Below are 14,412 nucleotides of genomic sequence, written 5' to 3'. Positions count from 1 at the left end.
ATCGCTGATCAGGCTGCGCTGGCCGCCGATAAAGCGGTTGAAGCCGCGCGCCAAGTCGCCCAGTTCGTCCTCGCGGGACTCATCCAGACGCCGGGTCAGATCACCACCGCCACCACCGATTTCCACCAGCGCGGCGGTCACCTGACGGATCGGCCGCACCAGGCCACGCGCCAGCAACACCACCAGAGCGAGGAACAACAGCGCCACGCCAACCCCTATGGCGCTGGTCATCAGCAGTGCCTGGCGCGCTTCGGCATAGATTTCCGCTTCCGGCACTTCGCTGACCAGCAGCCAGTCCAGGCTGGAGAGCTTCTGCGCCACCGCCAGATAGGTTTCACCGTCCCGCTCGAAACGCACCGCCTTGCCGCCGCTGCCCAACAGCTCATCGGCCGGCGCCTTGCCAAACAGCTCAGTGAGGCGGCCACTGCCGCTCAGCTCGGCCTGCGGGTGCACCTTGATATCGCCCTGGGCATCGATCAGAAACACCTGGCCGCGCTCACCAAAGCGGAAGTCGCGGATCATTTCCGACATGGCCTTGAGGCTAAAGCCCAGACCAGACACGCCCAGGGTTTTACCGCCCTGCTTGATCCGCTGGTTGATAAACAGGGTCGGCAGGCGCGTGCCCTTGTCGATATCGATTTCCAGCACCTGATCGCGGCTGCTGTCGACCAGCTTGTAGAACCACTGGTTTTCCGGCTGATCACGGCTGATCACCCGCGCCAGCCCCTCACCGGTGAAGTAGTTGCCGCTGTCCAGCACGGCAATCGAGGTGGTCATGGCGTTCTGCTGCGCACGCACGCCTTCCAGGTAACGCGCCACGGCATCGCGCTGGCCTTCATCTTCGCCGGCCGCCAGCCAGTCCTGAATAAAGGCGTTACCAGCAATCCCGGCGTTGGCGGTGATCGGCGCGGTCAGCACCCGCTCCAGATCGTTGCGAATCGCCAGCACCCGCGCCGGCAAGGCCTCTTCGACCAGGAAGCGTTCAGTCAGACGATTGACCACCGCCGAGTAAACGCCCACCACGATCAGAATGCTGGCAAGCAGGGCAGCGCCCATGCTGAGAATCAGCTGCCACTGGATGCTGCGTTTCCACAAGCCCATGGAGGTTACCTTTTAGTTATTTTTTGAAGACAGAGATTGAATACAATTTTGTATACAAACTCAATTGCCCGGCGACGTATAACCACTATCGGCTGCACTGACTAATGACTTTAGCCAGCCGCCAGCACTGTCTCAGTCCACCTGCCGCCACAGCCGCAGATAGGCATCTTCATGGCTGAAGTCCAGCTCGATGCTGAGATCGTCCGACTCCTGCAGCACCTGCGGGGTAATCAACAGCGGCGGCGTGACAAACTGGCTCGGCGGCTGACCGGCAAAGGCTCGGTTCAGCTCATCGACCAGCTGCCAACCCTGCATGCCCAGGGGTTCGGCGACTGTGGCGACCTGCTGGGACAAGCCTGAATGGATACGCCCCAGCGCCTTGGCCGAACCATCGCCGGCGGAAATATTGCGAATGTCCTTACGCCCAAGGGCATTGAGCGGCACGTTGATATGGTCGAAATACACATCATTGATCGCCAGGGTATGGCTCCACTCGTCACCAAAGCGGCGCTGCAACGAACGCACGCGCTCATCCATCCCCTTGCCGGCGCTGGCAATCGGCAAGTCTTCAACGCTCAGCACCTTGCACTGCGCGCACGCCTCCAAGCGCTGCACCATGCGCTGGGTCTTGGCGGTAGCAATGGCAAACTGGCTGTCAGTGAACAGCACCACGCCGATCTGACCATCACGCATGGCGTGCTCGGCAGCCAGATCAGCCACCTGCAAGGGGTCGCTGGTGATATTGCTGAACAGTTTGTCGGTCGGCCCCGGCCGATCCCCGGCATGCCAACCGACCAAGGCAATCTCGCGGGCCTGATAAACCTCGTGCAGCTCACCCAGGTAATCCGCCTCAAAGCCGCCGAGCACTACGCCATCGGGGTTACGCTCAAGCACCTCAGCGGCCAGACGTTTGATTTCCGCCGGATCGCCACGGCCATCCACGGCATGCACCCGCCAGCCCAGTAACTTGGCCGCACGCTCAAAGCTGCGGTACACGCCCACCACCCCGCCGTTACGAAAATCGGCCGCGATAAAGCTCACCTGCATGCCACTGCGGGCGGGCGGCGCCTGCTTCGGCCCAGACCACTCACTTGCAATAAGCAGTGCGCTGAACAGCAGCCCGCACAAGCAGAAGACCGTTGCGTAGCAATTTCTCGACATCGCCTATCCCTGCGCGACTGGCCGGCAGACAACTGCGCCGACCTTCACCTAACAGCGTAGCCACTGATGGCCAGAACAACCTTACGCCGCCCCTTGGTCCGACAAGCACCCTTGTCGATATCGATTTCCAGCATCTGGTCACGGCTGCATCTACCCACTGCCACGGGTCGTCGTTATCAGACTGCCCGCTCTTCCTGAAACGCTATGTAAAGAATCCCCCATAGCCATCTGCCATCAAGGCACTAAGGTTATTTTCTGCCTCTAAATAACCGAAAAAGGAAGCTCTTATGGCCGGATCAATCAACGACCTCATCCTCGATATGAGCGTACGAAAGAAGCTGCTCAGCGGTTTTGGCCTGGTGCTGGCCATCACCCTGGTTATCGCCTGGATCAGTTACGGCACTCTGGAAAGCACCCTAGGGCGCTTCGATACCCTGCTCAAGGTCAACGAAATCGACAGCAAGCTGTCGCTGGCCCGCCAGGAAGAAAAGAACTTTATTATCCGCGGCGACAACCAGTACCTCGAGCAGGCCCAAAGCCTGGCCGGAGAGATCGAAACCCTGGCCAGCGACAGCCTGCAGTTGTTGACCCGCCCGGAAACCGTCGCCCTGATGCAAGGTATTCGCCAGGATGTGGCCGATTATCGCCAGCAGCTGCAGGCGCTTCGCCAGGCCAGCGCCAGCAACCAGAGCGCCCAGCGGGCCATGGAGGAAGCGGCGCGACAAGCGCTGAAGGAGTTCGACGAGCTGCAGGCCAGGCTGGGGCAGACCGCCGAGCAGCAGATCCGCGCCAGCGGCGATGAAGACAGCATCCGCACCCTGAGTTACGCCAACCAGGCCAGCGCGCTTGCCAAAGAGCTGCTCAATGCCAGACGCTTTGAGAAGAACTTTGTTATCAGCAGCCAGGCTAAGGATGCTCAGATACTGCTGCAGCAGTTCGATAGCCTAAGCCAGAACGGCCAAAATCTACGCGACCGTATCAGCGATCCCGCAGCCCGTGCCGACCTCGATTCGGCTCTGGCTCAGCTGGCGATCTATCAACGCAATTTCGATAGCCTGCGCCAGGCCGTGGATAGCCGTACGACCAGCGAAGCAGCCATGAACGAACGGGCGCGGCAGGTGGCCAGCGCGTCCGCCGAATCCCTTGAGCTGCAACTCAAGGTGTTGCAGGCCGAAGCACTCCAGGCTGAGGCCATACTGGTTGGCGCTGCCGTTATCGCCTTTATTCTGGGGCTGCTCTGCGCCCTGCTGATCACCCAGATGATCGTCACCCCCTTGCAGCGCGTGGTGCAGTTGGCGCGCAAGGTGGCGCAGGGCGACCTCTCGGAAAACATTGAAAGCAAACGCCAGGATGAACTGGGCCAGTTGATGCAAGCCATGCAGGCCATGACCCTGAGCCTGCGCGAACTGCTGACCCGTCTGACCAGCGGCATCGAACAGCTGGCTACCGCCGCCGAAGAGATGTCGGCAATCACCGAGCAAACTAGCGCCGGGGTGGCTCAGCAGAAAATGGAGACCGAGCAAGTGGCCACCGCCATGCATGAGATGACCACCACCGTGCAGGATGTGGCGCGTAACGCCGAATCCGCCGCCGTATCCGCTCGCGATGCAGATGATCAGGCCCAGCAGGGGAATCAGACGGTTCAGCAGGCCATCGAGCGCATCGAAAACCTGGCGCGCTCTATTGAACATTCATCGCAGTCCATCGAGCGCCTCAAGCACGACAGCAACAATATCGGCGCGGTGCTGGACGTGATCAAAGGCATTGCAGAACAAACCAACCTACTGGCGCTCAACGCCGCAATCGAAGCAGCCCGGGCCGGGGAGATGGGCCGCGGTTTCGCTGTGGTGGCCGATGAAGTACGCGCCCTGGCCAAGCGTACCCAGGAGTCCACCCGTGAGATCGAAGGCCTGATCGCCACCCTGCAGGGCGGTGCCCAGAGCGCAGTGGAGATGATGAGTAAAAGCTGCACCGAGGCGGGCTCCACAGTGGATGCGGCCAAGCAAGCCGGAACTGCCCTGCAAGCCATCAACAGCGCGGTATCGAGCATCCAGGAGATGAATCAGCAGATCGCCACGGCGGCTGAGCAGCAAAGCTCGGTGGCTGAAGAGATCAGCCGCAGCGTGTCCAGTATTCGCGATGTGGCCGAGCAGTCTGCCGCTGCTACCGAAGAAACCTCAGCCGCCAGCACCGACCTGGCACGCCTGGGGGGCGAGCTGCAGACCCTGGTAAACCGCTTCAAGTTGGCCTAAGCACGTTGCGCACGAAGCACAACTGCCGCAGTCAGTCGCGCATCAGCCAGAAAGACACCCGTGCGGTCTGCCCGCTTTCATCCAGCACGCTGAGCTGATACTGCCCGTTGCGCGCAAAGGCGTGAGTGAACAGTGCATCGGCACTGGTTTCGGCAATTGGCTGACCGTCGACAAACCACCAGCGCTGACCACTGCCGCCCAGCGCGGACAGGCGCAAGCGCAGGGGTTCGGCGCTGCCGGACGGACGGCGCAAGCGGTCGCCTTCACGTACCCCGACTATCGACAGCGGCGCCGCGACCGGCACATGTCGCGGCGGGCATTGCGGATCAACCGCTGGCAGGCGCGCACTGCGCCGCTCGCGGCGTGGCAGCCAGGGTTCCAGCGGCGCCGGCCATAACGCCAGGCTCTGTGCCGTCGCCCCCGGGCAACTGGCATCCACGCGCTGCCCGGCGGCATTCACCCAAAGGCTTTCCAGCAGACCCAAACCCAGCGGCTGGTCCTGCGCCGGCAAGGTCGGCGGCGTGGTGCCATCCAGGGTCCAGGCAAAACGTTGGCGCCGGCAGTTGGGGTCACTACTGTCCAGCGGCTGGCCCAGCGGCCAGCAGATCGCCGCCACACCGACCGAGGCAGGCTGCGGATCAATCGGCAGGGCGATGCCACGCTGGCTGTCGCGGTTGACCAGCAGATCATGCACCTGCAGCAGCAGCGGCGCCGCCGAGGCCAGGCCGAACTGGCCGGACACCGGGGTGCCGTCGGGCCGGCCGATCCAGATGCCGATCAAGTAACGCGGCGCCACGCCAATCGCCCAGGCATCGCGAAAGCCATAGCTGGTGCCAGTCTTCCAGGCGAGGCTCGGGCGCTGCACCAGCTGCGCACGCGGGTCGCGATCCGGGCGCGCCTGGCCGCTGAGAATACGCCGCACAATCCACGCCGAGCCGGGCGACAGCAAGCGCCGCTCATGCAAGCCATCCTGCGGCTGCAAGCGCAGACGCGCTGCCATGCCGCCACGGGCAAAGGCGCTGTAACCGCTGACCAGTTCCTCCAGGCGGCTGCCGGCCCCACCGAGAATCAGCGCCAGATTGGGCTCGGCCAACGGCGGCAGCAGCAACGGCACACCAGCACTGCGCAATTCGCCGGCAAAGCGTTTCGGCCCGTAGGCCTCGAGCAGTTGCACAGCAGGCAAATTGAGTGAAGTGGCCAAGGCCTCGCTAGCGGACACCGCGCCGCTAAAACCGGCAGCAAAGTTGCCCGGGCGGTAATCGCCGTAACGTCGCGGCACGTCCTGCAGCAGCGACTCGGAATGGATCAGTCCTTCATCCAGCGCCATGCCGTAAAGAAAAGGTTTCAGGGTCGAGCCGGGCGAGCGCACGGCGTTGATCATGTCGACATGGCCAAAGCGCTTGGCATCGCCAATATCCACCGAGCCCAGGTAGGCGCGTACCGCCATGCTTGGCTGCTCGACCACCAGAATCGCCGCCGAGGTACGCTCCGGCAGCCGCGCACGCCAACCCAGCAGCAAATCTTCCAAGCGGCGCTGCAAGGCGGCATCGATAGTCGTACGAATCAGCGGCGGACTGCCGCGGGTGTTAAGGCGCCGCGCCAGCAGCGGCGCCAGGCGTGGCTCCTGACGTGGAGCGAGCAGCACCGGTTCTTCCAGCGCATCGTTGATCGCCGACTGCGGCCAGATCTGGAAACTGGCCAGGCGTTTGAGCACTTTGTCGCGCGCCGCCTGGGCGCGCTCAGGGTGACGATCCGGGCGCAAACGGCTGGGCGCTTGTGGCAGTACCGCCAGCAATGCCGCCTCGGCGCGGGTCAGCTGGCTCGGCGACTTACCCAGATAGGCCCAACTGGCCGCCGCTACGCCTTGCAGGGTGCCGCCAAAAGGCGCGCGATTGAGGTAGAGGGTGAGGATTTCATCCTTGGACAGGTGCCACTCCAGCTGCAGCGTGCGCCACAGTTGCTTGAGCTTGCCGCTATAGCTGCGTGCATGCGGATCAAGCAGCCGCGCCACCTGCATCGACAGCGTGCTGCCGCCCGACAGCACGCGCCCGCCGCTGAGGTTCTGCCAGGCCGCACGGCCCAGCGCCAGCGGGTTGACCCCGGGGTGCTGATAGAACCAGCGATCCTCGTAGGTCAGCAGCGCGTCCAGGTAATAGGGCGACACCTCACTGGGGCTGACCGGATAGCGCCATACGCCATCATGGTCGGCAAAGCGCCACAGCGGCGCACCATCCTCGGCCAGCACCACACGGGCCAGGTCATCGCCTGGTAACGGCAACGGGAATAGCCGGTCGGCCAGCGCCAGAATCAGCAGCAGGCACAGCGCAATAGCCAGCCAGGGACGGCGTAAACACCTCAGCACAACAGCATGCGCTGCCACCAACCGACCCGCCCCAGAACGCATAGCGCCTCTCTCAACACACATCCCTGAAGCGCCGCACTATACGCGGCGCTGCCCAATATTTCTGGCCTCTGCTGACAACTCGAAACCTGACGTGCAGAAGCTCTACGCCATGGCAGAACATGCCATATCCGCCAGAACACACGAGCAAAAGTACCGTGCTAGAGCTGTTTGCGCCCATTGTTATCTTTTTGCGTCATTTTTTTGATATTCGTATTTTTGACGCCTATACCTTGGGTTCGCTGTTAACGCCTGGCTACCCGCCGCGCCGACAACAGTGAAAAACCGTTATCGCCATAAGGCAACGGGCTATTCACGGAGCCATCCTCCGCTTACCCAATGGAGCTACATCAATGCACAGGAAGATCTTCCCGAAAACCTTGCTACTCGCCGCACTTGTTTCCCCCGCCTGTACCTTCGCCGCAGAACTGATTGATCTCTCAACCCTGCCAACCCGCCCCGGTATAGCCGGCGCTGGCGACATCCATGATGACCTTGGACTGCAGCCGGACGAGCTGAACGCCACCCTGAGCGCGCAATTGCCTGGTGGTGCCCAGGTCGTGCGCTATCAACAGTTCTATAAGGGCATCCGGGTGTGGGGCGAAGCCATCACCGAGTTTACCGACGGTAGCCAGCCCCTGCGCAGCGGCCGCTTGGTCAGTGATATCAGCAGCGACCTGGTACGCGATGCAACGCCAACGCTCAGCGCCAAACAAGCCCTGGAAATGGCCAAAAGCCTGAAAGCCAGCGGCCTGCCGAGCGAAAACGAACAGAGCGAACTGGTTGTGCGGCTCGATGCGCAGCAACGCGCACAGCTGGCGTACGTGGTGTCGTTCTTTGTCCCCGGGGCAAAACCTTCACGCCCGTTCTTTATGATCGAAGCCAACAGCGGCGAGCTGCTTGATCAATGGGAAGGCCTCAACCACGCCCAGGCAACGGGGCCGGGGGGCAACCTGAAAAGTGGCCGTTACCTGTATGGAACGGACTACGGACATCTGTCGGTCAACAACAAGTGCCAGATGGACAGCGGCAATGTCATCACCGTCAACCTCAACCACAGCCTGAACAACAGCAGCACCACGCCCTTTCAGTTCGCCTGTTCGTTCAACGACTTCAAGAGCATCAACGGCGCTTTCTCGCCGCTGAACGACGCGCACTATTTCGGCAACGTGGTGTTCCAGATGTACGGCAGCTGGTTTGGCGGTCTGCGCCCGCTGCTCAACCGCAAGCTGTATATGAAGGTGCATTACGGCAACGGCTATGAAAATGCCTTCTGGGACGGTCAGGCGATGACCTTCGGCGATGGTCGTAATCGCTTCTACCCACTGGTATCGCTGGACGTTTCCGCCCACGAAGTCAGCCATGGTTTTACCGAGCTGCATTCGGGGCTGGTCTACAGCAACCAGTCCGGCGGCATCAATGAGGCGTTCTCCGATATGGCTGGCGAAGCGGCCGAATACTTTATGAAAGGCAAGAACGACTGGAAGGTTGGCTACGACATCTTCAAAGGTGACGGCGCCTTGCGCTATATGAACCAGCCCAGCCGTGACGGTCGCTCGATTGATCACGCCGAGCAGTACCGTGATGGCATGGATGTACACCACTCAAGCGGGGTGTATAACCGTGCGTTCTACTTACTCAGCCAGAAAATCGGCTGGAATACCCGCAAAGCGTTCGAAGTGTTTGTCGACGCCAATCGTTTCTATTGGACGGAAACCAGCGACTTCAACCGCGGCGCCTGCGGCGTAATCCAGTCGGCGCAGAACCGCAGCTATGGCTCTGCCGATGCCATTGCGGCCTTTGCCGCAGTGGGTGTCAGCTGTCCAACCCTGCTTAACTGAAACACGCTACACCACAAGCCCCTGCCTCGCTGAGGCAGGGGCTTTTCTATGTCCAGCGCTGGCGGGTCATGCTCCGTAACGCTGCCAATCTGCCAAATGACTGGCACACTGGCGCGCAGCAGTAACCAACGCAGAGTCGAGTGGAACGAGAACTATGGGTGTAGAAGGTATTTTTGAATCCCTGGGCGAAGCGGTCGGCTCGGTGATCCGTTTTATCATCGAAGGCTTGAGCGGCTTTTTCGGCATGCTTGGCGGCGCGGTCAGCAGCTTTATCACGGGCATGTCCAAGGCCTTGGGGGTGACACCATCATTGCTTAGCATCGTGGTTTTAGTGGCTGGTCTCTGGCTGCTGTACCTGGCGGTACGCGCCTTTATCCGCCGCTCGATAATTGCCGGGGTGATCTGGCTGGTGCTGGGGTTGTGGTTGCTGAGCGGTCTGATCAGCTAAGTCACACCGGCTAAACAACAAGGCCCGCCAATTTGGCGGGCCTTGTGCGTTCTAGCGCTCTTTAACGATTAAGCGTCCTGGGCTTTCGCCCAGCGCCTGCCAGTTCGGCCGGTACATCGACTCCACTTGTGGTGGCGGCACGCGGTAGCTGCCGGGGGTGACGGCGCGGGCCAGGTACAGCAGGTGGGTGGTGTCGTAGCCGCTGACATCCAGCGCGGCGACGTAGCGATCACCACGGAACTCCTGGTGCTTGATCGCCGCGTTCTGCATCGACTTACGCCATTCCTTTACCGCACTGCTGGCGTCGTCCAGGCTGGCCGAGCTTTGTGCCAGGTTCTGGTTTTCCAGCTCCAGGCCCGCCGGCAGCAGGTCGACCACCAGGGCATCCGCCACCCGCTGCTTGGCCGCCACGGCCAGGTGCACCAGCACCAGCTCGCCGCTTTGCAAGTTGCTCAGGTCCAGCGCCTTACCGTCCATGCCTAAGTATTCGCGGTAGATGCTGAGGTTTTCACCTCCCGCCGCCGGGGCCTGGCTTGGGTAGCCGGAGAGGGTCAGCTGCTGATACAGCGGCGTATCGCCCGGTTTACTTGTCGCGTTGCGGATAGTCAGCGGCGCAGCCAGATCACTGCCATCGAGCTTGAGGCCCGGCTGGGCATTGCTCAGCTCGAAGGCCAGGCTGCCGCTTTGCAGAGCTGCGCTCCAGTTAGGTTCCGGCTTGCTCAGCAGGTTGCGCCCGGCCAGGTACAGCGAGTTGCGCTCCTGGGTCGACAGCCACTGCTGCCCGGCCACTTCATCGGCCAAGTTGAACAGCCGCTCTTCACGGCGATTGCCGGCCAGGTCGTGCTCTTCCAGCAGCGCCAGAATCAGCGCCTGATCACGCAGCGGGCTGCCGTAGTCGGCCAGCCAGTTGTTGCTCTCACGACCACGGGCCAGGCCTGCGGTCAGCAGCTCATCGGCACGCGGCTGGTCGCCCATTTTCTGCAGGGCCGCGGCCAGGTGCACCAGCGGCAAGCCGGAGCGTGCATCGCTGCGTCGCTCATACAGGCTGCGCAAGGCACCCAGCGGCGCCTGTTGGCTGCGCGCCAGCACGTAACCGGCGTAGGCCTGCACGGCAAAACGGCTGTGTTCGGCGTTGTCGCTGTAGTTGACCTCAATCAGGTGGCGTTCCTGCAGGTAGCGCAGCAGGCGTTCGTTGGCCTTTTTCAGCGCCTCTTCCGGTACCCCAAAGCCCTGCTCGCGGGCGCGCAGGAGGAAGTCGCTGACATAGGCGGTCAGCCAGTACTCCTCATCGCTGTCCGCACCCCACAGACCGAAGCTGCCGTTGTAACGCTGCATGCTCAGCAGACGCTCGATGCCCAGTTCGATGGAGCGCTTGCGCTGCTCATCCGGCTCGGCTTCCACGCCCAGACGTTTCAGCGTTGCCGCATCGGCGTACAGCGACGGGTACAGACCACTGGTGGTCTGCTCCAGGCAGCCGTATGGATAGGCTTTAAGCGCACGAATCTGCTCGCCCAGGTTGAGCGGCGGCCGACTGGAAATCGCCAGCCGCGCTTCCAGCCCTGCAGTTTCAAAGGCGCTAAGGGCATTGGCCGGCAGCAACCAGGGTTCGTCTTTCAGCACCGCACGGAAATGCTGCAGCTGCGCCGGGTAGGCCGGGCGAATGCCCAGGGTCCACTCACGGCTGAACGGCGGCAGATCCTCACCGGGCAGGGCCAGGCCATTGACGCTGACCTTGAAGCGCCCTTGCCCATAGCCACCCAGTGCGGTGACCGGGATACGCAGAATGGTCCGCTGACCATCCGCCAGGGTGATCGGCGCCACCGCCGCACCCGGATTCTGCGCCAGGCGCAGCTGGCCTTCAGCGCTCAGTTGCACATCGAGTTTCTGCTCGCGCCCGGACAGGTTGCTCAGGTCCAGGGCCAGGGTGGTTTCATCGCCACCGGCGAGGAAGCGCGGTGCGGACAGCTCGGCAATCAGCGGCGCAGCGACCACCGTCTTGCCTTCGCCCATGCCGTAATGCTCATCGGTCCAGGCTTGCGCCATCAACCGCAGCTCGCCGTTGAAGTCGGGGATATTCAGGCTGACTTCGCCTTCACCCTGTTCATTCAGCGCCAGCGGCTGGCTCTGCAGTGCGACGATCAGCACGCTGGTATCCGGGCGTTTGCCGCCACCGGCCAGCGCCGCGTCACCACCGAAAGCCAGCTTGGCCACCCGGCCTTGCCCGGCTTCGATCAGTTGCCCGTAGATATCCAGCTGGTCCGCGCCATAGGCCTTACGGCCGAAGAAGTTGGCGAATGGATCAGGCGTGGCGTACTCGGTGATATTGAGGATGCCGACATCCACCGCCGCCACCAGCACCTGCGCTTGCTTCGGGATGCTGCCGTCAGCGTTGCGCGCCTGCACCTTGACCTTCAGCGGTTGGTTAGGACGCATCTTTTCCGCAGCGGTGAGGGTCAGTGCCAACTTGCGCGGCGCACGTTCCAGCGGCAGATGCAGCAGGCCGACCGCACGTTTAGGCGTGGCATTGCTCTTGCGCTCGCCGGGACGGATCACCAGGGCGCTGACATACAGGTCATGGCGCGCCCAGTCCTTGGCAATCGGGATGTCGAAGGTCTTGCCCTCGGCCGGCACCTCGATCTCTTGCCACCACAACGGCCCTTCGCTGGACTCCACCATCAGGTAGCCCTTGCCCGCGGAAGGCGGGGTAACGGTGACCTGGGCGGTGTCGCCATCGACGTACGCCGGTTTATCCAGCGCCAGCTTGACCTGATCCGGGCGCACTGCGCCGCCGTCGGCGTTGTCCTGCCAGCGGTAGCCGGCCCAGAAGCGCATGCTGCTGAGCATGCCGGTCTGCGCATCAATCACTTCGACGCGGTAGGGGCCCCACTCCACCGGGAAGCTGATCTTGGCGGTACCGCCGGCCGCGACCTTGAGGGTTTCCTCGTTGAGGGTAAGGAATTTCTCGGTGTAGTTATGGCTCCAGCCATCGCTCTCGGAGAAGTTCCAGAAGTAGTCACGGCGCTCACGAATCAGGCGCACGCTAAGTTGATCAGCCGCCAGCTTGTTACCGGCAGCGTCGGCCACCAGCACGTCGAACTCGGCCAGACTGTCGGCGTCCACTTCTTCGCCATCGAACAGCCCACGCACGCCGGGCAGGCGCTCGGCCGGCCAGACCGGCTGGACAATCCGCCGGGTAATCGCCCGGCCACCGGACTCCTGCAGGCTGGCCTGCAGGATCAGGCGCAGCGGCGACTTGGCATCGGCCCAGCGGCTTTCGATATCCAGACTGGCCTTGCCCTGCTCGTCCAGACTGGTTTCATCGAGATCGATGTCCTCGCTCAACTCTTCTTCAGTAACCGAACCGAACTGATAACCCGGCAGGCTGGCCACCGCCTCACGCAGCGGGCGGACATAGAGCTGGCCGCTGAGGCGATTGCCAGCGGCTGGCGCGCCATACAGATAACGACCGGTGACCTCAAACTGGGCGTTTTCCGCTGGGGTATAGGGCTTATCACTGCCCTTGAGTTCCAGGGCCATGCGCTCCGGCAGGAAGTCTTCCACGGAGAACTCATACAGCTGCTGGCGGCCATCGCCGAGGTCGAACAGCAGCTGCCAACGCCCAGTCGGCGCCTCAGCTGCCAGTTGCAGCTGGTACTGATACAAACCGGCGTCATCGGCCTGCCAGACGAATTTGCGGCTGACCTGCTCATCCGGGCGGCGCACTTCCACATTCACTGGCTGGGCTTTTACCGCGCGGCCATCGGCATCGCGCAGCAGGCCGTTAAGCAGCACGGTTTCGCCGGGACGATAAAGGTCACGCGGGCCGAACACAAAGAACTGCAACGGGTGAGCGACGGGGCCGGCGATATCAAACTCGGCCAGATCCAGCGCCGCAGTATTCAGGCGCAGCAGGCTGGTCTGTTCGCCCTGATGGGCCAGCAGCACTTCGGCCTTGGCTGGCAGCGGCAGTTCGCCATGGCCAGCGCCATCGGTCTTGCCTTCGGCCAGTACCTTGCCTTCGGCATCGAGGATTTCCAGGCGTACACCGCCCAGGGCATCACCGCCGGCCAGGGCCTGGGTGAACACATCGATACGGTTCTGGTAGCGCCGCGCGGACAGGCCGATATCGCTCAGGGTGAACAGCGTGGCCGGCTGTGAGTAGTTGTAGCTGCCGGCTTCACGCATCACCGCCAGGTATACGCCGGGCTGTTTGAACGGCTCCAGGCCGGCAATCGGCAGCAGCAGGGTTTCGCGGGTATTGCGCGCAGGGTTCAGATCGAAACGGCCGCCATAGACCAGATCGGCCATCGGCAGCAGGCTACGGGCCTCCCAGTTATCCAGATTGCTCGCGCGGCCCCAGCGGTTAAGGAAGGCCGGTAGCGACTCGGATTTTATGCGGAAGAACTCGACATTCACCTTGTCGACGTTCAGCGCAATCACCGGCAGGCCTTCGGCGAGGCGCGTGGGCAGCAAGGAGCCACGGCTGGCAAAGCCGACACTGGCTTGCAGGTCGCGGGTTTCCAGGCGGGTCACCTGCTCGGCGGCGAGGCTCTTGCCATTCAGCCCGAGCAGGCCGGCATCCACGGTCAGCACCAGTTTGCGCTGCGGCTCCAGATGGCGCAGGCGCACTTCCATCAGGTTGTCGGTCAGCTCCCAGGCGCCATCGACCTTGCCGCTTTTACTGTCGACCAAGTGCAGGCGTTCGGCGAGTTTCTGCTCGGGGTCAAGCGGCACCGAGAAGCTGATCGACAGCGTGCTGGCGCCATCGAGCTGCACTTCCGAGACATCCACCACGGTCAGTTCGCGACCGGCGTAACGCTCGGCCAGCGCCTTGCGGTCGACTGCCGGCTTGGCCGCCTCGCTGCTCACGGGGGAGGATTGGGTGGCCGTCACTTCGGCGGGCCCAGGGGTGGATGAATCACAGGCGCTGAGCAGGCTCAGGACAAGTGCCAGAAGCAGTCCATTCTTCGGCATTGCGGGCTCCAACAAGGGTAGGTGCAGAGGCCTGACACTATAGTCGAGCCGCCTGCCAACAACTAAGAACCTGTTAACGGTCTGCTGCGCGTCGGCCCTGCGGCGTTAAAGCCAGGCTCGGATGCTCATGTACAACTCGTACACTCCGCGTCCTCGCCTGCCTTTGCCTTGCAGGGCTCTAGCTCGCGAGACCGTAAACAGGTTCTACGCGTGCGCATGCAAAATTGCTTGGCA

6 protein-coding genes and 2 pseudogenes are annotated in these 14,412 nt (G+C 62.5%); 4 read left to right on the top strand and 4 right to left on the bottom strand.

Going from position 1 to position 14,412, the window contains the following annotated elements; genetic code table 11:
* Window positions 1–39: 39 nt before the first annotated feature.
* Together Q8O69_RS22215 and Q8O69_RS12410 are read right to left on the bottom strand one after the other, a co-directional pair.
* Window positions 40–1,056: pseudogene (locus tag Q8O69_RS22215) on the bottom strand (cache domain-containing protein); the annotation flags it as partial.
* Window positions 1,057–1,233: 177 nt separating this feature from the next.
* On the bottom strand, window positions 1,234–2,148 hold the full coding sequence (locus tag Q8O69_RS12410; RefSeq protein ID WP_305592601.1) for a substrate-binding domain-containing protein: 915 nt from the start codon (window positions 2,146–2,148) through the stop codon (window positions 1,234–1,236).
* 401 nt (window positions 2,149–2,549) lie between these two features.
* Between Q8O69_RS12410 and Q8O69_RS22210 the strand changes: the two are divergent.
* Window positions 2,550–3,656, top strand: a pseudogene (locus Q8O69_RS22210) (methyl-accepting chemotaxis protein); the annotation flags it as partial.
* A complete protein-coding gene (locus Q8O69_RS22205) occupies window positions 3,630–4,514 on the top strand; it encodes a methyl-accepting chemotaxis protein (RefSeq protein ID WP_371136126.1) in 885 nt (294 codons plus the stop codon). The pseudogene Q8O69_RS22210 and the gene Q8O69_RS22205, both read left to right, overlap by 27 nt.
* A 31-nt stretch (window positions 4,515–4,545) precedes the next feature.
* Here the strand turns inward: Q8O69_RS22205 and pbpC are convergent, their stop codons facing one another.
* Window positions 4,546–6,873: a peptidoglycan glycosyltransferase PbpC gene (gene pbpC, locus Q8O69_RS12400; protein WP_371136125.1), complete on the bottom strand. Its 2,328-nt coding sequence runs from the start codon at window positions 6,871–6,873 to the stop codon at window positions 4,546–4,548.
* Between the two features lie 395 nt (window positions 6,874–7,268).
* Here pbpC and Q8O69_RS12395 point away from each other — a divergent pair, with 395 nt between their 5' ends.
* A complete protein-coding gene (locus Q8O69_RS12395; RefSeq protein WP_305592526.1) occupies window positions 7,269–8,756 on the top strand; it encodes a M4 family metallopeptidase in 1,488 nt (495 codons plus the stop codon).
* A gap of 154 nt (window positions 8,757–8,910) precedes the next feature.
* The gene (locus tag Q8O69_RS12390) at window positions 8,911–9,204 is read left to right on the top strand and encodes a hypothetical protein (RefSeq protein ID WP_305592525.1); all 294 of its coding nucleotides are present in this window, start codon (window positions 8,911–8,913) and stop codon (window positions 9,202–9,204) included.
* Window positions 9,205–9,255: 51 nt separating this feature from the next.
* Here Q8O69_RS12390 and Q8O69_RS12385 read toward each other — a convergent pair whose 3' ends face one another.
* The gene (locus tag Q8O69_RS12385) at window positions 9,256–14,178 is read right to left on the bottom strand and encodes an alpha-2-macroglobulin (protein ID WP_305592523.1); all 4,923 of its coding nucleotides are present in this window, start codon (window positions 14,176–14,178) and stop codon (window positions 9,256–9,258) included.
* Window positions 14,179–14,412 lie beyond the last annotated feature (234 nt).

Origin of the sequence: Pseudomonas sp. (assembly GCF_030690725.1) — a bacterium.
In the GTDB taxonomy this organism is placed as follows: Bacteria; Pseudomonadota; Gammaproteobacteria; order Pseudomonadales; family Pseudomonadaceae; genus Aquipseudomonas.
The sequence above is the reverse complement of the archived record's forward strand: the minus strand, read 5'-3'. Positions and strand labels throughout refer to the sequence as shown.